This window comes from Aquimixticola soesokkakensis (assembly GCF_900172375.1).
Classification (GTDB): domain Bacteria; phylum Pseudomonadota; class Alphaproteobacteria; order Rhodobacterales; family Rhodobacteraceae; genus Aquimixticola; species Aquimixticola soesokkakensis.
Genome location: NZ_FWFS01000017.1, coordinates 1 through 16712 on the forward strand (window position 1 = coordinate 1; position 16712 = coordinate 16712).

The following is a 16712-nucleotide window of genomic DNA, read 5'->3' on the forward strand; positions in this document are numbered from 1 at the left end:
TCAGCCTGCCGCAGGATCGCGATAATCTGCGCCTCAGTGTATTTGCTTGTCTTCATTCCAAATCTCCTCGTTCATCTTGCCGAGAAAATTCCACTTTTACAGCCCCCTACTTTCGGGGGGGATTACCCCCCCGCCACCTCCATCGGGCCCTGGATGCCTCGCTTGAACGGCTGAACGTCGAAACGATCGACCTCTACCAGCTTCACGCCTCCGACCCCCACACGCCGATAGAAGAGACGCTGCGCTTTCTCGATGACGCGACCCGGGCGGGCAAGATACACCACTATGGCATTTCGAACTTCACCGGATGGGAAGTGCAGCTCCTCGCCTCAACGGCAAGAGAGCTGGGCGTCGCCCCTCCGGCAACACTCCAGCCGCAATACAGCCTGCTCTCGCGCGAAATCGAATGGGAAATCGCTCCGGCGGCAATCCACAACGGAATGGGCCTTCTGCCTTGGTCGCCGCTGGCCGGCGGGCTGCTGACCGGAAAATACCAGCGGAGCGGCAGCGCGCCTGCGCAAACGCGCGCCGGGTCCGACAACGAACTGTATCAGTGGGTGACCGAGGAATACGCCGAGATCGACCGGAACTGGCAGACGATCGACGCTGTGAAACGCATCGCCGCCGATCTGAGCGCCAGCCCCGCTCAGATCGCACTCAGCTGGCTGGCGATGCGTCCGGGTGTTACAGCTCCGATCTTCGGGGCGCGCACGCTGGAACAACTACAAGACAATCTGGGAGCCGCCGACATCACCCTTGCAGCGGAGGCGACTGAAACCCTCGAAAAGGTAAGCCGCCCCACATCCGGCGGCTACCCTTATGGTGCCTTCGGCGCCTGGCAGCGCCGGCGTGGGCTTGAAAACGGCTCTCCGGTGCAAGATGGTGAGCCTTTCACGGGTGGATCCGATCGTCCACTCGGCTGACGACAATGGACCGCGCCGATAGTCAAGGCAGCTAGGCGGCGCTGCCTGCTTTCCACTACATTCATGCACCTTACACATAAATGAAATGGTCCCTGCAACCATTATACAGCCGATCCGATGAGACATATCTGCAAGGCAGATATCGGAATGGAGCGATTTTATGCAGATGCGAAGAATAGGCGCCCAGGGCTTTGAGGTCTCCTGCCTCGCGCTCGGTGCCATGGGATATGGTGAACTCAAGGACCGAAGCGATCTGATCAAGGTCATCAGGACAGCCGTGGATCAAGGTGTCAGCCTGATTGACACGGCCGAGGTCTACGGCCCCTGGACAAATGAGGAGATTGTCGGAGAAGCGCTCGCCCCGGTCCGGGATCGCGTCCAGATCGCGACGAAGTTTGGCTGGGACATTGACCAGACCACCGGCAAACATCTGGGCGATGTGAACAGCCGCCCTGAGCAAATCCGCAGAGCTGTCGAGGGCTCATTGAGGCGGCTGCGGGTGGACTGCATTGATCTTCTGTATCAGCACCGCGTGGACCCAAAGGTGCCGATGGAAGACGTGGCCGGGACGGTGAAAGATCTGATCGCAGAGGGCAAGGCGCGGCACTTCGGTATGTCCGAGGCGGGCGCGGCATCTATCCAACGGGCCCACGCGGTTTATCCTGTCACGGCACTGCAAAGCGAATTCTCCCTGTGGACCCGCGAACCTGAGGCCGAAATCCTGCCCCTGATTGAGAAGCTGGACATCGGTCTTATCCCTTACAGTCCCTTGGGCAAGGGATTTCTGACGGGCAGGATCAATGCCTCTGCCAGCTTCGAGGCCAACGACATCCGCAGTCGAACGCCGCGCTTCTCGCCGGAGGCCATCGCCAAGAACCGCGCCCTCATCGAGGCCATCGCCCGTGTCGGCGCAGGCATCGGAGCCACACCCGCACAGGTCGCTCTCGCCTGGCTCCTGACGAAACGACCTTTCATCGTGCCTCTATTCGGGACTCGTTCGGTGAATCGCTTGCAGGAGAACCTCGGCGCAGCCGATGTTGTGCTGAGTGAGGCAGAGTTCGCAGAGATCGACGGCCTCTCGGCCGGGTTCGACGTTACGGGCGCGCGCTATCCTAAGGACATCATGGGCTATTCAGGACGATGAAAGAACAAGCGGAAATGGCCTCGCCCAGCCATATTTCAGTCGTTGGGAGCGCCCAAGCCGGCCCCTGGAGCTTGACAGTTCTCGCATCTCTTCTGGCCTTCGCCTCGATCTCGACCGACCTTTTCCTGCCCGCACTTCCGAGGATGGCCAAGGCGCTTGATGCCCGCGAGGGCCAGATCGAGCTTGTAGTATCCACCTATCTTCTGGGGTTTGGTCTGGGTCAGTTATTCTGGGGACCACTAAGCGACCGCATCGGGCGCAAGGGTCCGCTCCTACTCGGTCTGGCGGTGTTTATCGCTGGGTCGGCCGGATGTGCGCTTGCGACAGCGCCTTGGCAGATCCTCGCAGCCCGGACAGTGCAGGCTCTGGGCGCCAGTGCGGGCGTCGCGCTTGCACGCGCGATGGTCCGCGACATTTATGGGCGGGATCAAGCGGCCCGTGTGTTATCGACACTCATGACGGTGATGGCGATCGCACCGCTTCTGGGCCCCAGCCTGGGGGCGCAGGTATTGGTCTGGAGCAGTTGGCGCACGATTTTCTGGATCCTGGTTGTGCTGGGCACAGTTACGGCGCTGGCAGTCGCGACCCTTCCCGAAAGCCTGCCGATACCAAGGCGGACCCGGACGCCACTGCGTCGCGCCTTTGCCACCTATGGACAGCTTCTTCGCAACCCCGCGCTAATGGGCTATTCGGCGGCTATGGGCTTTTATTACATGGGTGTATTCGGGATCATTGCTGGAACGCCCTTTGCCCTGGTGGATTTCTATGGCCTCACCCCGCAGGTCTACGCGTTGGTCTTTGCCGGCGGGATTGTCGGTCTGATGGTGATGAATTTGGCCAATGCGCGACTGGTGGAGAGGGTCGGCAGCGGGCGCCTGTTCCAGATCGGAGCGGCGGGCGCAGCTGTGTTCGGCGGGACGTTTGCCCTCTGTGCCATCACCCGTCTTGCCGGGGTATCGGGCCTCATCATCAGCAATTTTCTGGTTGTGTCCGTCAATGGACTGCTAATTGCCAATGGGATCGCTGGGGGCTTGTCGAAGGTCGAGACCGATACCGGCAGCGCCTCTGCCCTGATCGGGGCGATCCAGTACGGCAGCGGCATGGTGGGCTCCGCACTTGTCGGCGGCTTCGCCACGGGTACGCCTGCGACGATGGGCATCGTCACCGGACTATCGGGTCTGGGCTGTCTGCTTTGTGCAGTCTTAGCCACCAGACCCCGCAACTGATATTCGTCCTGCGGAGCGCCGGCCGCTCCGCAGGACGGATACGTCATCTATCTTTCAGGCTTATGCACGCAGGGCGCGACCAGATCCGACGATTGCTCCGGCGACCCCGAGTAGAATGGCGCTGCAAATGAACGTGGCTGAGATGCCCACATGGTCAAGCAATGCCCCGCCGATGGTTGCCCCCAGTAGGATCGCAAGCTGGATCGCACCGACCATAAGCCCACCGGCCGCCTCGGGCGCATCACCGACCTCCTGCGTTACCCAGCCCATCCAGCTGATCGGCAGGGCCGTATTAATCGCGCCCCAAACCGCCAGCAGGATCGCAACAAGACTCAGCACATGGCCAAAGCCCAGAAGGGCCAGCGTCGCCGCCGCCATCGCCAGCGGAAGATAGCGCAACAGGGCCATGAGATGCCCGTTGGTCAGCCGTCCACCGAGGAAAGTGCCGATGAACCCGGCACAGCCCAGCACAAGAAGCATCACCGACAACATCTGCACACCGACCCCTGAAACCGTTTCAAGAAAGGGGCGCAGGTAGGTGAACATTGCGAAGGCGCCAGAGAAGGTGAACAGCACCGCGATCAGCGCACGGCTAACATAGGGGCGGCGCAGGACCCGCCACATGGACCCCAGGCTCTGGCTTTCCTGTGCGGGCAGCGACGGCAAGGCGACGGCCTGCCACAGAAGGTCCAATGCAACGATCGGCACCAGCGCCCAGAAGACGCCGCGCCAGCCGATCACTTCACCAAGATAGCTCCCGACTGGCGCCGCAAAGGCTGCTGCGGTAGCTTGCCCTGCGAACATCAAGGCCAGCGAACCAGAAACACGGTCCGCAGGCACCAGACGCATGATGACAGCTGTGGATAGAGACCAGAAGCCGCCGATGGAAATGCCCAGCAAGGCCCGTGCGATCATTAGCACGATGAAATTCGGAGCCGCCGCGATCATCACCAGCGACAGCAGCATCAGCCCCGTCATCGTCAGCAGCACCGATTTCCGGTTTAGGCGACCTGCGGCCGTAGATACCAGCAGACTCGCAGCAACTGCGAAGAAGCCGCTGATCGAGACCGCTTGACCAGTCTGGCCGTCACTTGCGTTCAGACTGTCAGCAATCGGTGTCAGCAGGCTGACCGGCATGAATTCCGACGCAATCAGCATCGCCACACAAAGTGACATCGAGAGAACCGCGCCGCGGCCGGATGCCGGCTGGTCCAGGGGATCGGAGGAGGTGGTCATGTTTTTCCTCATGGTTGGGATGCCCCTCGCCGTTGCTCCTTCTCCCATGAGCGGCAGCGGCGCGAGGCTGTCAAAAGTCAGGCCAGCGATGCCGCATCGAGAACAAAGCGATATTTCACATCGCTTTTGCGCATCCGCTCGAACGCGGCTTCGATCTCGTCGGCCCGGATCAGTTCGATGTCTGCCGTGATGCCTTGGTCGGCGCAAAAATCGAGCATTTCCTGGGTTTCGGCGATGCCGCCTATCATCGATCCGGCGATACTGCGGCGCCGGGACACGAGATTGAAAACAGCTGGTGTAGGATGCGCATGCTCGGGCACACCGACGAGTGTCATTGTGCCATCACGCTTTAGAAGCGCGGTATAAGCGTCCAGGTCGTGGCTTGCGGCCACCGTATTCAGGATAAAATCAAAGCTGTCTGCCTGCGCAGCCATCTCGTTCGCATTGCGCGAAACGACCACCTGATCAGCACCGAGCGCCAGCGCGGCGTCACACTTGTCAGCCGATGTGGTAAATGCGACCACTTCGGCCCCCAGTGCATGGGCCAGCTTCACGCCCATATGTCCCAGCCCGCCGATGCCGACGATGCCGACCTTCATGCCCGGGCCGACGTTCCAGTGGCGTAGTGGCGACCAGGTTGTGATGCCGGCACAGAGCAAAGGGGCGACTGCGGCCAAGTGCTCTTCTCCATGCCGAATCTTCAGCACAAAATTCTCGTTCACGGTGATCGCCTGCGCATAGCCACCGAGGGTATGGCAGGGCGCATACGCGCTTGGTCCGTTATAGGTGGGCACCATCCCGGCCTCGCAATACTGCTCAAGCCCTTCCGCGCAGGATGGGCAGCTCTGACAACTGTCGACCATGCAGCCGACGCCCACGAGATCGCCCACCTCAAAGGTCGTGACGTTGGAACCGACCGCAGTCACGCGACCGACAATCTCGTGCCCCGGAACGCAGGGGAAAAGCGTGCCCTCCCATTCACCGCGCACTGTGTGCAGATCAGAGTGACAGATGCCGCAATAGACGATGGCAATCGCGACATCATGCGGGTCGGGAGCGCGCCGCATGATCTGCATCGACTCCAACGGAGTATCGGCGGCATAGGCGCCATAAGCCATGACGGTCATCGTCAGGTCCTTCCATTTTTGAAATCACGGGCTGGGTATCGACGGCGAGCCCATCGCCGCAGGCACACCGAGGGGTGCGCCACGCTACCGGGAAATGTATGCCGACACGGGCTCAGCTCAGATAGTCGTCCTCGGAGACATGCTCCATCCAGTCGACGACACGTCCGTCGATCGCTTCCTGGATCGCGATATGCTGCATTGCCACTTCCGGTGCAGCCCCGTGCCAATGCTTCTCTCCGGCAGGAAACCAGACGACATCTCCCGGATAAATTTCCTGCACCGGACCACCCTCACGCTGAACCCGGCCACGGCCGAAGGTGACGATCAGCGTTTGGCCTGCCGGGTGCGTGTGCCATGCGGTGCGCGCACCCGGCTCGAACGTCACCGCCCCGCCACTGACCCGCCCCGGGTCTTCGGCCGCGAAGAGAGGATCGACCCGGACGCTCCCGGTGAACCAGTCGCTGTTGCCAACATTCGAAGGTGCCGAACCGCTTCGTTTAATATCCATGTGCTTCATTCCTGTTGACCACGAGGCGATTGCGCCAGTGTTGTAGCCAATCAGGTAACCGAAGATGCGCTGCAGACAATATCCTCCAAACGAAGTCTGTCATGAGCTGAAATCACTAGTTTTAAAGTCATCTCCATGTATATATGGGAAAGCGGATATCTTCCGCGCTAGACTTGTGAGCTATGCAGGATAATGCTACGAGAGAACATCACCGATCTTATCGCGTTCGCGGCCGTTGCAAGGGAACGCAGCTTCACGCGGGCAGCCGGACAGATTGGCGTGTCTCAATCCGCGCTCAGTCACACCATTCGCGCACTGGAAGAACGGTTGGGACTGCGGTTGCTCACGCGAACGACCCGAAGCGTTTCCACCACGCCAGCAGGCGAGCGTCTACTCAAGACCCTCGCACCGAACCTTGAGCAGATCGAGGCCGAGCTCCGAAGACTTTCTGAAATGCGCGATACGCCGGCAGGAACGATCCGGCTGACGGCACCTGATTTCGCCGTCGAGGGCCTTCTGTGGCCCAAACTTATGCCCGTCATCCAAGCATATCCCGATGTAAACCTAGAGATTATCGTCGATTACAATCTGACAGACATCGCCTCGGAACAGTTTGACGCCGGTGTGCGCTATGGCGGTCGCGTCTCGGAGGGAATGATCGCGCAGCGGATCGGCCCGGACGTCCGGCTTCTCTGTGTCGCGACGCCGGCCTACTGGCAGGCCCACGGACGTCCAGAAACCCCCCAGGATCTCATGGACCACAATTGCATCAACGTGCGCCTTCCTTCACACGGCGGGCTCTACGCTTGGGAATTCGAAAAAGATGGCCGGGAGTTGCGCGTTCACACGCCGGGGCAGCTTGTCTTCAACGCGATCGGGCCGATGGTCGCCGCCACACTTGACGGTATCGGCGTATCGTTCATGCCTGATTTCTACGTGGCCGACCATCTGACCTCCGGACGTCTCGAAGCTGTTCTCGGAAGTTGGTCACAGCCCTTTGACGGGCTGCACCTTTTTTATCCAAGTCGGCGCCACGCCTCGCCAGCATTCAAATTGCTGATCGAGGCGCTGCGCTACAGGGGCTGACGGTCAACCCTCACTGCGGGCATCGAAAACGTCGCGCGCGATCGGGAGGGCGGAGAAGATGTTGGGCCAACCGGCGTAATAGGCGAGGTGGCTCAGCATCCCTGCCGCTTCCTCCTGCGTCAGCCCATTATCCATCGCGCGGTTCAGGTGGTAGCCCATCTGCGCCTGCATGCCGCCACCGATGAGTGCGGCGACCGTCACGAGGCTGCGATCACGCGGATCGAGGCCGGGACGCAACCATAGATCGTTAAAGAGCACATCGCGCGTGTCGGCGACGACACCTGGGGCGACGTCGGAAAAATTCTGCTGAACATTCGCTTCACGTGCAGCTTCGGCTTCGACGTCCAGCGGCAGGGGGTCGACCTCTGCGCCGGGCAGGTCGGCTGAAGATATTCCGCGCGCTTCGAAAATCGGCGCGGCGGCGATGATCGCGGCATTGGCATTCGCCCAACCGGAATAAAAGGCGAGATGGGTAATTGTCTCGGCGATCTCTGTCGGCGTGACCCCGTTTTCCAGCGCACGCTCGATCTGGAAGGGCAATTCATCTGACTGGGTGCGTGCGATCAGGACTGCAACTGTCACCAAGCTGCGGTCGCGAGGCGTAAGGTCCGCACGGCGCCAGACATCGGCATCGAGCAAACCCTGAGCATAGCTATCCAGTGCAGGAGCAACAGACGCACGAGCATCGCGGAGAGGGTCAGCGCCAGCTTCGAAGGGGACAGCAAGCGACAGGGTCAGAGCGGTAGCAGCGATTTTCTTCATCAACGATCTCCTTTGGCGTTATCCCACCAGAGGTAAGCTCCCGCAGAACTTACGGAATGCTGGCGCGTTGATATCTGTGATGAACACATCCCATGAATTGCTCTGGGTGGGGGGCATGACGCCTGTTTACTGGCAGCAGGTGCAATAAGTAACAGAACCTACTAGGCCAGCGAAGGACTGATGAGCATGGCTCAGTAATGTTTTCAGGAAACCGCACATTATCTCGAATACCCGGGAAACCTATCCTCTATGGCATGACCATAGGAAAGGACATACCTGCATGCAGACCCACCAAGGATCGCCCCGCACTCTCGCGATCAGTATTCTCTGCCTCATTGCGATGGCAGGTGGCGCGCACGCGCAGGAAAACCGTCCGATCCTTGCGTCTACACCTCAGGATTGGTCTGTCGAGGTCATATCGAGTGATCTCGACTACCCGTGGGACATCACGCGCGATGGCGAAACCCTTTATATAACAGAAGCGGCGGGCGATATTTTGCGCGTCGAGGACAGCCGCCTGACACGCATGTCGCTTTCGACGACCCGTCCGATTTATCGGGAGGGGGGGCGCGGCCTTTTGGGCATGGCGCTATCTCCGTCCTTCGCACGAGACCGAACCGGTTACTTCTACCATAGCATTGAAGAAGCGAACGGATCGTCCAACCGGGTGATCGAGGCGCAGCTTGATGGTGAGACCTGGCATGAAACCCGCGTTCTGATCGACGGGATTCCCGGGCATCGTCTTTACAACGGCGGCCGCCTCGGAATCGGGCCAGACGGGATGCTTTATATCACGACTGGCTGGACGGAAGATCGTCAGCGGCCTCAGGATCCGAATAGCCTTGCCGGGAAAATCCTCAGGATCTCGCCCGACGGCTCGATCCCTGCGGACAATCCGACATCCGGCTCCCCGGTCTGGTCGCTTGGGCATCGGAATCCCCAAGGCCTCGCATGGGGTCCGGATGGCGCGCTCTACGCCGTCGAACATGGTCAATCGGCACATGACGAAATCAACCGGATCTTGCCGGACCATAACTACGGCTGGCCCGTCGATCAGGGCGATGAACAGAGCGCCGGCATGACCGCCCCGTGGATACACTCCGGAGGCAGGACTTGGGCACCCTCCGGCGCAACTTTTGCGGGGCAGGAACTGCTGATTGCCGCTCTGGGCGCGCAGGGCCTGTTCGTCGTGGACGCAGCCGCCCGCTCTCTGAAGCTAGTTCTGTCGACCGGCGAGCGTTACCGCGATGTCGAAGCCATCGGCAGCGATCTGTGGGTCATAACCACCAACCGTTCCCCGCGTGGAGAGGGCCCCTCGGAAGACCGCCTCTTGCGGCTGACCCGAGACTGACACCCTCACCGCCTTGTCACAACTGCCGCTGCAAAAAAACCGCGCGGCGACCGCCTCTTGAACCTCTAAGAAGGAGCTATCCTCAATGAATGAAATGGAACAACCCCAAAAGAATAGCGGCATCGACCGTCGCATGCTGTTGCAGCTCTCAGGGGCTGGTCTCGCCGCCGCAACTTTCGCTGCAACGCCGGCCTCGGCCCAGTACATGGGAACCTGGGATAAGGTGTTTCCCCAGAGCGACAGCGTCGACCATCGCAAGGTCCGCTACACCAATCGGCTTGGGATCGAGCTGGTCGCCGACATGTACATGCCCCGGGACTTGGACACGACACAGCGCCATGCCGCTCTGATCGTCGGGCATCCCTACGGCGGCGTGAAGGAACAGACCGCCGGTCTCTATGCTCAGACCATGGCGGAACGTGGCTTCGTCACGATTGCCCACGACGCCTCCTTCAACGGTGAAAGCGGCGGACAACCACATTTCATCTCCTCTCCGGAGGCGACGGTCGAGGATTTCAGCGCCGGCGTCGACTTCCTGGGGCATCTGCCGTTCGTGGACCGGGAGCGCATCGGCGTCATCGGCGTCTGCGCGAGCGGCGGCTATTCCCTCGCGGCGGCGCAGATCGATCCCAGGATCAAAGCCGTAGCAACCGTCAGCATGTATGACATGGGCGGCGCCAAATGGGCTTGGAACGGACAGCCCCTGAGCGACGAGGCGCGCATCCAGACCTTGTCCGAGATCGGAGCGCAACGCTGGGCCGAAGCCGATGGCGACCCCGTCCGCTACGGGGCCTTGCCCGAAGTCCTCGCCGAAGACACCGATCCGATCACGCGCGAATTCTTCGACTACTACCGTACGCCGCGTGGCGCACATCCCAGGGCCACGACGGCGATGGCCGTCTCTGGGGACGCCTCTTACCTGCACTTCCGGCCTTTCGATCATGTTGACATGATCTCGCCGCGGCCGGTGCTGCTGATCGCGGGTGAAAACGCACATTCGCTGTTCTTCAGTGAGCAGGCATATCAGCGCGCGGCAGAGCCCAAGGAACTCTATCTGGTTCCTGAAGCCGGTCACGTCGACCTTTACGACAAGGTCGGCATCATTCCATGGGACAAGCTGCAGTCTTTCTTCGACGACAACCTGTCCGCGTGAGCCAAGAGGCGCCCCCCCCCAAAAAACAAGGAAAGTCAAATGAAGACACTACCTGAAGAGGCCCGTTCCTTCACGCAACCCACAGAGGATGTCTTGGAGCGCCTCGCTGTCGGCCTTGGTATTCCAATAGATGAATTGCGCGGTTTCGAGGCGCGCCGTCGCCGCAATGTCGCACGCCTATACGCGGAACTCGAAGCATGGATAGCCACGCCCGAGGGTCGGCAAAGATATGAGTGGGCTTTCCCGCCGAAATCGTAACATTTGGGCACACCCTTGAGAGACGCATAAATGTGACAGCATAAAATGTCACAAATGAGTGGCGCGGCAGGCATAGTGACAGTATCAGGTTTTCAGCCACCCTAAAGTGACATTTTTCCATGCCTAAGATCGGTTACGCTCGCGTCAGCTCAACAAGTCAGGACCTCGAAATCCAGAAAGCCAAGCTGAAGGCGGCAGGCTGCGAAATTATCCGCGCCGAGACCGGCTCTGGAGCGTCCCGTGACGGTCGCACCGAACTGGCAACCGTCCTAGAGTTTTTGCGTGCAGGTGACGAACTGGTCGTGCATCGCCTCGACCGCCTTGGGCGGTCAACCCGAGACGTTCTGAATCTGGTGCATGAGCTGGATGCGAAGGGCGCATCGTTGCGTATCCTTGAACCCGAGGTGACGACGGCAGGCGATATGGGGCGCATGGTGATCACTGTCCTCGGCATGGTCGCTGACATGGAGCTAAAGTTCATTCGCGACCGCCAGCGCGCAGGGATTGAGGCCGCAAAGGGTAAAGGGATCTACAAGGGGCGGCAGAAGAAGGTCGATGACGCTGAAATTCAGAGACTGGCTGCAGCTGGCACGTCCAAAGCCCAGATTGCCCGAGACCTGGGTGTTTCGCGCATGACCGTATACAGGGCGCTGGATACAGGAAATACCAAAGCGGACGCAGACCCGGATTAGGTCCGCTGGCAGCTATATGGGACAAAGCTGCCTATTAACTTCAAGGCGCGAAAGGCAGCTTTCTGTTTTGCTCAAATCACGAGGAGTGGCATGCCAGTGGTCGCGCCATTCTCAAGAGAAGATTGTGCTGCGCTGGCATCGGAAAGTGCAAATTTTGGCCCTACCATTCTCTCGGGCCCGGCGCTCAGCGCGGTGATCGACGCGCGGATGACACTCTCATAACGGAGAGGGTCCGCGAGATAGGCCATCACGCTTGGCAAGTGAAAGGCAACGCTTCTTTGTGGCCCGAGGTCATTGGCCGAGAGCTTGACAAGCGGGCCGCCTGCTTGGCCGACGCTTGCGAATGTCCCAAACTTAGCGGTCGCCTCCAATGAAGCCCTGAAGGTTGGCTCCCCGATGCCATCAATGGTAAAATCCACGCCTAGGCCGTCGGTCCACTTTCTCGCTTCCCCTGCAATGTCCGCGTTTCGCCCGATGATAACCGTGTCAGCCCCGTTGGCCAGAGCGAGGTCCGCTTTTGCGTCAGTGCTCACCGTTGCCATGATCCGAGCTCCCATTCGTTTGGCCCAAGGCATGACGATGCTGGCGAGGCCCCCGGCACCGGCATGGATCAGAATCGTCGTTCCCGGCGTCACCTGATGAACCTTGTGAAGCAGCATATGCGCAGTGCAGGCCCTCAACAGGCTGCTGGCCGCGAGTTCGCTTGAAACATCTTGGGGCAGCTTTGCGCCGCGCCAGGCGGGCAGCAGCCGCGCTTCGGCATATCCACCTACAGCCCCAGCATAGCCGATACGATCCCCCACTGCGAATTGGGTGACACCTTCGCCGACGGCTTCCACCACACCCGCGCCTTCCACGCCGAGCACAGCAGGCATAGAAAGTGGATAGATCCCCTTGCGTTGATAGATGTCGATGAAATTCACGCCCGCACCAGTCTGACGCAAACGGATTTCTCCGGGGCCGGGCGTGCCGATCTCACGCGAGACAAACGATAGATTTTGCACCCCACCTGGGGCGGATAGTTCGACGACATGGGTCATGATGCACCTTTTTCCGATCTGACGAGGCGGACTATTCGTGACATCCGAGCATATTGGAATGCGTATAATATACACTATAATGATGCAAAATTGCACTTTTATGGTGAGATGGATGGATTGGGAGAACATTCGCTTCTTCGTCGCCCTGGTCGAAACCGGAAGCACCGCTGCCGCTGCGCGTGAGCTAGGGGTTGAGCGCACCACGGTGACCAGACGGATACAGGCACTCGAAAGCGAGACCGGTCTGGCACTGTTCGACCGGCGCGGGCGGCAACTGGCTCTAACTGCGGCGGGGCGCGATTTTGCCGATGCAACCCGGCCGATGATGGAGGCGGCGCATTTGGCGGCGAGATGTGCCGCAGGGATGCACTTGGGCATGAGCGGCCGGGTTAAAATCTCCGCACCACCCGCTTTGGCCAAGGCCCTGTTGATTGCGCCGCTTCTATCCCTCGGGAAAGAATACCCAAAATTGGAGATACAACTCACCGGAGAAATCGCATTCGCCTCTCTGCTGCGGAATGAGGCCGACATCGCGGTGCGCCTGACGCGCCCCCAGACCGGTGATCTGGCGGTCTCCAAACTCGGATCCGTCGCGTTTCGTCTTTATGCACACCGCGCGTACATCGCGAACACTCCCGAGGAAGAGTGGCGGTATGTTGGTCAGGGCGACGTACGGGACGCTATGCCACAACAGGTCGCTCTCAACCGGATAGCTGGCGGAAAGTTTGCCTGCTATGTGGATGACGTCGATCTGCAAATGGCGGCAGTCATGGCGAAGGGCGGTATTGCAGTGCTTCCAGATTTCCTGACAGCAGACAAAAACGAATTGACGCTAGTGGGATCGGGTGAACCACTTCTCGTCCGCGAAGTGTGGTCTGTCACCCATAACTCGCAGCGTCACCAGGAACGGATCAAGCGCACAATCGACGTTTTGCGAATGGCGTTCAAATGAGATCTCCGCTCGGGAGATGGCCCTTCAGACAGCGCGCAGCATTGGTCACATTGGGCTCAAAACCGCCATCAGCCGCCGCGCGGCATTTTATGGTATGATGCGATGTCAGCATCGTGTTGTCGATGGGGAGGGCGTGGCGGATCGGAGGATTTGTCATGGACATACCAAACTTACCCGCCATTCGCGCACGTCGTACCGCTTGGAATAAGGGCCGCATCGTCGGCCAGAAGAGACCGCTTAAGCCGAAACACGTTTGGGCGATCAGGGTCAGGCTTGAACTTGCGGAAAACCATCGGGATCTGGCGCTGTTCAATCTAGCGATAGATAGTAAGTTGCGCGGCTGCGCCCTGGTCAAGATGAAGGTCGTCGACATCATGGCAGCGGGCCAGATCAAGGAACGGGCTTCCGTGCTGCAAAGCAAGACGAAGAAGCCGGTGCGGTTCGAGATGTCGGAAGGCACGCGTAGCTCTCTCGAACGATGGATGCGAGAGCCTCTGATGATTGGCTCCGAGTACCTATGGCCTGGCCGCTTTCACGAACGGCTGCATATCTCGACCCGCCAATACGCCCGGATCGTCCGCAACTGGGTGACGTCGATTGGCCTCGAAGCCAGCGCTTATGGCACACACTCTGTGCGGCGCACAAAAGTGACGCAGATCTACAAGAAGACCGGCAACCTGCGTGCCGTCCAGCTCCTGCTCGGCCACACCAAGATGGATAGCACCGTGAGATATCTTGGAGTCGAGCTCGAAGATGCGTTGACACTCGCCGAGACCATAGAAATCTGACCCTTTGGGCCGTCGTGACTGACGGCCCTTTTCCGTACCTTCAACCAGGCAACGTCCGCCGCAACGCGGCGGCACCGAAGCGGTCATCCATCCTCGCCGCAGCATTTCCAACCGTCCGAGGTCGGCAGTGCGGACAAGGCGCGTGGCGTTTTTCCGCTAGCCATGGGAGTCTTGGTCCCATGATTTGCGAGAAGGCGCGCCCTTTGTGGCAGAAGATTTTCGTGCCACATTTGAAACGCAACAACATTTATAAAGAAGAAAGGCAAACTATGCTTAAACGGGTAATGGGCCCAATTATGGTTTTTCTCTGCTTTGCGAGCGGAGCGTCCGCTGAAAGCCTTTTTCGAATGATTGCTATGGGTGGCTTTGATTTGTCGTTCGTAGATGAAGCCATTGCGCTCGATTCATCTGGCCGGTTGGAGGTGGTCGATCTCAATGCCACGCCGGGGCTAGAGTCAGGCCCGGAGGTTCTTGCCCTTCTCGAAAAAGATTGGAGTTCAGCGAAGTCCCTTTTTGAACGTAGAGGCGACCAGCAAAACTGGAATAGTCTGGAGCCTTCCCTTTATCCCGAACTGATCGCTCGGCGTGTCGATTACAGGCGCGAAAACGGTACTGCATTGAGAATTTACGTGTTTGTGGCCTATGTCGATGGCGTGCCTGTCCCTCGGGAATGCCAAGCGGCAATAATCGCTCGCGATTTTGCAGAAGCCGCGCCCTTCCCCGCACTGACTTTGGCAAGTTGCGCCGACTTCGTTTCCTGACCAAATAATTCATCGTCCGCGGACTCGCAGAAACAGACAAAAGCAGTCGTTCGCGGCAACGGTTCAATCAGGCATTACGAACTAAAAGCGGTACCCCAGCAGCGCGGCAGTCCCCGGATGGCGGAAGCTTGCGGCCCAATCCGGACCTTAAGCTCAGTTGTCGAATGCTGCGTTCGCAGCCTGCATTGCGGACATTCGCCGCGGCGGCGTGAAAGTGCATAGCGTGCGCGTGGTGCGCAAGAGGCCCCGCCCGCTGGTGCTGCTACCGTGGCAGAGGGGGCGCGTCACCCTAGCTGCCGAGTAGCCAAGGCTTAAAGAACCTAGTCTTGGCTTCCCTCAACGATTGGCGCTTCTGGAGTTTCTTTAACCCAAAGAACCTCCATTAAGTTGATTTTCCCGGTCTTTTCATCGGTCAACACGCCAAGATGCGCTTCGTGGATATTTGGATTGCGAATCGCGTGCGCAACTGCTTGGGCAGATTCTCGAGCATTTCGACTTCCTACCAAGCAAAGCACTTCTTGGCCAAGTTGGGTTAAAACGATAGCGCTATATTTAACCTTTTTCTCGGGTTCACCAGTCAGAACAACTATTAAGTTACCCTCGCGAGCGAATGATCGGCCATCTTTATTGAACGTTAATGTCTTTTGTAGACCTAGGCCGCTGGCTCCCTGAATAAGGCCACTTGCTTCAAGGTAGATTAGATTGCCGATGTTTTCTTGATCCTTCGGAGCTACAAGATTCTTCGGCGCACTGTCTCCGAAGGCACTTTTGGCAAAAGTTTCAAATAGGAGAGCATCAGCTTGAGAGAACTCAGATAGGAACCTCAAGGTTCTCGTTGAGAAGCGCCCCGGTTGGCGGACTTCGCCAGCCAGCACTTTTCCCCACAATCCTTGAAGGCGTTCACTCGAAGCGTCTTCGGCATATCGCTCAAAGACGTTTAACCAATCGTCGTCCACCTCTGAGGTAGGCTCGGAGCCCGTGGCCAAATTTTCTTCGCTTGAGGATTGATCTCGCAAGTCCTCTACCATTGCGGAAGCAACGGCTTCTCGGTTCACTTGCTTCCTATACTCTTTTCTTACGAGTTTATTCATAGCACGTTGCGCAATGTCTGGATCAGCACCCGCCCCTGACGCGACAGTTTCAGCGATGCTTGCCTCAACCAACTTGTATGACTCGGTTTGCGCATCTATTTTCGCTTTCTTTTGCTGGAGCCACGCGATTGGGATGTCTACCGAAGCCCCAACGAGTCGGTCCAGAGCCTTGACAACACCCGGCGTTAGGCCCTTCGGAATTGATACGAGAGCGTCAGCAATTTGCGCGGGTAAATTCGTTGACTCTTGATCCAAGGCGTTCTCCAGAAGTGCTGCGGCATCGGCACACAATCAGTATTACCTGCAGGGCGATGCACCGCAAGATGATGATCGAGTCATCCGACTTTTTGAAAAGCCTTTCATAGCTTTAAAATGGTGCGGCGTGCTAGCTGTAGCGGCCTACAGCGCCCCGGCTCAGCCCTTGCCCGAATGTCTGCCAGTACTGTGTCCGTCCTAGACATTTGCGCTCGCAGCGAAGGTCCGGTTTCCGCCCATGCTGTTGAAAAAGTCTTTGTTGCGCTGCGGCAAGTCTTTCGATTCACTCGACTACGAGGGGATTGGAGGATTTCGGCATGATGGGCAGGCAAGAAGCACCGGCGCAGCTGTTTTACGAC

General features: G+C 59.0%; 16 protein-coding genes. 10 read left to right on the plus strand and 6 right to left on the minus strand.

Features of this window, described 5'->3' with window-relative positions; genetic code table 11:
* The 3 genes from AQS8620_RS16515 to AQS8620_RS16525 all read left to right on the plus strand — a co-directional run.
* Positions 1-923: aldo/keto reductase (locus tag AQS8620_RS16515; protein ID WP_143267576.1), on the plus strand; the 923-nt coding region annotated here is incomplete at its 5' end.
* 160 nt (positions 924-1083) lie between these two features.
* Complete coding sequence (locus AQS8620_RS16520; protein ID WP_085838129.1) at positions 1084-2067, plus strand: aldo/keto reductase; 984 nt, start codon at positions 1084-1086, stop codon at positions 2065-2067.
* Positions 2064-3293, plus strand: coding sequence for a multidrug effflux MFS transporter (locus tag AQS8620_RS16525; protein ID WP_200809651.1), 1230 nt, complete (start codon positions 2064-2066; stop codon positions 3291-3293). Before AQS8620_RS16520 ends, AQS8620_RS16525 begins: the two co-directional genes overlap by 4 nt.
* Positions 3294-3353: 60 nt before the next feature.
* On the opposite strand, the gene AQS8620_RS16530 is transcribed toward AQS8620_RS16525, so the two are convergent.
* The 3 genes from AQS8620_RS16530 to AQS8620_RS16540 all read right to left on the minus strand — a co-directional run bounded on the left by AQS8620_RS16530 (position 3354) and on the right by AQS8620_RS16540 (position 6164).
* Positions 3354-4529: an MFS transporter gene (locus tag AQS8620_RS16530; RefSeq protein ID WP_141693071.1), complete on the minus strand. Its 1176-nt coding sequence runs from the start codon at positions 4527-4529 to the stop codon at positions 3354-3356.
* Positions 4530-4606: 77 nt separating this feature from the next.
* Complete coding sequence (locus AQS8620_RS16535) at positions 4607-5656, minus strand: NAD(P)-dependent alcohol dehydrogenase (protein ID WP_085838130.1); 1050 nt, start codon at positions 5654-5656, stop codon at positions 4607-4609.
* A 112-nt stretch (positions 5657-5768) separates the two neighbouring features.
* A complete protein-coding gene (locus AQS8620_RS16540) occupies positions 5769-6164 on the minus strand; it encodes a (R)-mandelonitrile lyase (protein WP_085838140.1) in 396 nt (131 codons plus the stop codon).
* 192 nt (positions 6165-6356) lie between these two features.
* On the opposite strand from AQS8620_RS16540, the gene AQS8620_RS16545 reads away from it, so the two are divergent.
* A complete protein-coding gene (locus tag AQS8620_RS16545; protein WP_085838131.1) occupies positions 6357-7250 on the plus strand; it encodes a LysR family transcriptional regulator in 894 nt (297 codons plus the stop codon).
* A gap of 3 nt (positions 7251-7253) precedes the next feature.
* On the opposite strand, the gene AQS8620_RS16550 is transcribed toward AQS8620_RS16545, so the two are convergent.
* Positions 7254-8012 (minus strand): carboxymuconolactone decarboxylase family protein, encoded by a 759-nt coding sequence (locus AQS8620_RS16550; protein WP_066009864.1) that lies wholly within the window; start codon positions 8010-8012, stop codon positions 7254-7256.
* A gap of 280 nt (positions 8013-8292) precedes the next feature.
* Between AQS8620_RS16550 and AQS8620_RS16555 the strand changes: the two genes are divergently transcribed.
* From AQS8620_RS16555 to AQS8620_RS16565, 3 genes are all read left to right on the plus strand, one after another.
* Positions 8293-9363, plus strand: coding sequence for a PQQ-dependent sugar dehydrogenase (locus tag AQS8620_RS16555; protein ID WP_085838132.1), 1071 nt, complete (start codon positions 8293-8295; stop codon positions 9361-9363).
* An 85-nt stretch (positions 9364-9448) separates the two neighbouring features.
* Complete coding sequence (locus tag AQS8620_RS16560) at positions 9449-10516, plus strand: alpha/beta hydrolase (RefSeq protein WP_085838133.1); 1068 nt, start codon at positions 9449-9451, stop codon at positions 10514-10516.
* A gap of 377 nt (positions 10517-10893) precedes the next feature.
* Positions 10894-11466 carry a recombinase family protein gene (locus AQS8620_RS16565; protein WP_085838134.1) on the plus strand — a complete coding sequence of 191 codons (573 nt, stop codon included), beginning with the start codon at positions 10894-10896 and terminating at the stop codon, positions 11464-11466.
* Positions 11467-11537: 71 nt separating this feature from the next.
* On the opposite strand, the gene AQS8620_RS16570 is transcribed toward AQS8620_RS16565, so the two are convergent.
* Positions 11538-12506, minus strand: a complete 969-nt coding sequence (locus AQS8620_RS16570; RefSeq protein WP_085838135.1) for a quinone oxidoreductase family protein — start codon at positions 12504-12506, stop codon at positions 11538-11540.
* 112 nt (positions 12507-12618) lie between these two features.
* Here AQS8620_RS16570 and AQS8620_RS16575 point away from each other — a divergent pair, with 112 nt between their 5' ends.
* The 3 genes from AQS8620_RS16575 to AQS8620_RS16585 all read left to right on the plus strand — a co-directional run bounded on the left by AQS8620_RS16575 (position 12619) and on the right by AQS8620_RS16585 (position 15007).
* Entirely contained in the window at positions 12619-13458 is an 840-nt protein-coding gene (locus tag AQS8620_RS16575; protein ID WP_159453270.1) for a LysR family transcriptional regulator, read from the plus strand.
* A 155-nt stretch (positions 13459-13613) separates the two neighbouring features.
* On the plus strand, positions 13614-14246 hold the full coding sequence (locus AQS8620_RS16580) for a tyrosine-type recombinase/integrase (RefSeq protein ID WP_085838141.1): 633 nt from the start codon (positions 13614-13616) through the stop codon (positions 14244-14246).
* 221 nt (positions 14247-14467) lie between these two features.
* The gene (locus tag AQS8620_RS16585) at positions 14468-15007 is read left to right on the plus strand and encodes a hypothetical protein (protein ID WP_143267578.1); all 540 of its coding nucleotides are present in this window, start codon (positions 14468-14470) and stop codon (positions 15005-15007) included.
* Positions 15008-15327: 320 nt separating this feature from the next.
* Here AQS8620_RS16585 and AQS8620_RS16590 read toward each other — a convergent pair whose 3' ends face one another.
* Positions 15328-16389, minus strand: coding sequence for a DUF2806 domain-containing protein (locus tag AQS8620_RS16590; RefSeq protein ID WP_085838138.1), 1062 nt, complete (start codon positions 16387-16389; stop codon positions 15328-15330).
* Between the last annotated feature and the right edge of the window lie 323 nt (positions 16390-16712).

Excerpts from the sequence above, each read along its gene's own strand:
- AQS8620_RS16520 (WP_085838129.1), top strand. The coding sequence starts at position 1,084 with ATGCAGATGCGAAGAATAGGCGCCCAGGGCTTTGAGGTCTCCTGCCTC.
- AQS8620_RS16525 (WP_200809651.1), top strand. The coding sequence starts at position 2,064 with ATGAAAGAACAAGCGGAAATGGCCTCGCCCAGCCATATTTCAGTCGTT.
- AQS8620_RS16530 (WP_141693071.1), bottom strand. The coding sequence starts at position 4,529 with ATGACCACCTCCTCCGATCCCCTGGACCAGCCGGCATCCGGCCGCGGC.
- AQS8620_RS16535 (WP_085838130.1), bottom strand. The coding sequence starts at position 5,656 with ATGACCGTCATGGCTTATGGCGCCTATGCCGCCGATACTCCGTTGGAG.
- AQS8620_RS16540 (WP_085838140.1), bottom strand. The coding sequence starts at position 6,164 with ATGGATATTAAACGAAGCGGTTCGGCACCTTCGAATGTTGGCAACAGC.
- AQS8620_RS16545 (WP_085838131.1), top strand. The coding sequence starts at position 6,357 with ATGCTACGAGAGAACATCACCGATCTTATCGCGTTCGCGGCCGTTGCA.
- AQS8620_RS16550 (WP_066009864.1), bottom strand. The coding sequence starts at position 8,012 with ATGAAGAAAATCGCTGCTACCGCTCTGACCCTGTCGCTTGCTGTCCCC.
- AQS8620_RS16555 (WP_085838132.1), top strand. The coding sequence starts at position 8,293 with ATGCAGACCCACCAAGGATCGCCCCGCACTCTCGCGATCAGTATTCTC.
- AQS8620_RS16560 (WP_085838133.1), top strand. The coding sequence starts at position 9,449 with ATGAATGAAATGGAACAACCCCAAAAGAATAGCGGCATCGACCGTCGC.
- AQS8620_RS16565 (WP_085838134.1), top strand. The coding sequence starts at position 10,894 with ATGCCTAAGATCGGTTACGCTCGCGTCAGCTCAACAAGTCAGGACCTC.
- AQS8620_RS16570 (WP_085838135.1), bottom strand. The coding sequence starts at position 12,506 with ATGACCCATGTCGTCGAACTATCCGCCCCAGGTGGGGTGCAAAATCTA.
- AQS8620_RS16575 (WP_159453270.1), top strand. The coding sequence starts at position 12,619 with ATGGATTGGGAGAACATTCGCTTCTTCGTCGCCCTGGTCGAAACCGGA.
- AQS8620_RS16580 (WP_085838141.1), top strand. The coding sequence starts at position 13,614 with ATGGACATACCAAACTTACCCGCCATTCGCGCACGTCGTACCGCTTGG.